Origin of the sequence: Cohnella baijiui (assembly GCF_020731285.1) — a bacterium.
Classification (GTDB): Bacteria; Bacillota; Bacilli; order Paenibacillales; family Paenibacillaceae; genus Cohnella.
The window spans coordinates 1-213 of record NZ_JAJFOW010000490.1 but is presented as its reverse complement, the minus strand read 5'-3'; the positions used below and the strand labels follow the sequence as shown (position 1 = coordinate 213).

Annotated in this window: 1 tRNA gene; it reads left to right on the top strand. The window is 54.5% G+C overall.

Going from position 1 to position 213, the window contains the following annotated elements:
* Positions 1 to 57 precede the first annotated feature (57 nt).
* Positions 58 to 150 (top strand) — tRNA-Ser (locus tag LKX83_RS33500).
* The last annotated feature ends 63 nt before the right edge of the window (positions 151 to 213 follow it).

Sequence of the window (213 nt, the reverse complement as noted above, 5' to 3'; positions counted from 1 at the left end):
AGCACTCGACTGTTAATCGAGTTGTCACAGGTTCGAGTCCTGTTCGGGGAGCCATATGGAGAGATGTCCGAGTTTGGTCGAAGGAGCACGATTGGAAATCGTGTAGGCGTCACAAGCGTCTCGAGGGTTCGAATCCCTCTCTCTCCGCCAGTTTCCATGGCCCGTTGGTCAAGGGGTTAAGACACCTCCCTTTCACGGAGGTAACAGGGGTTC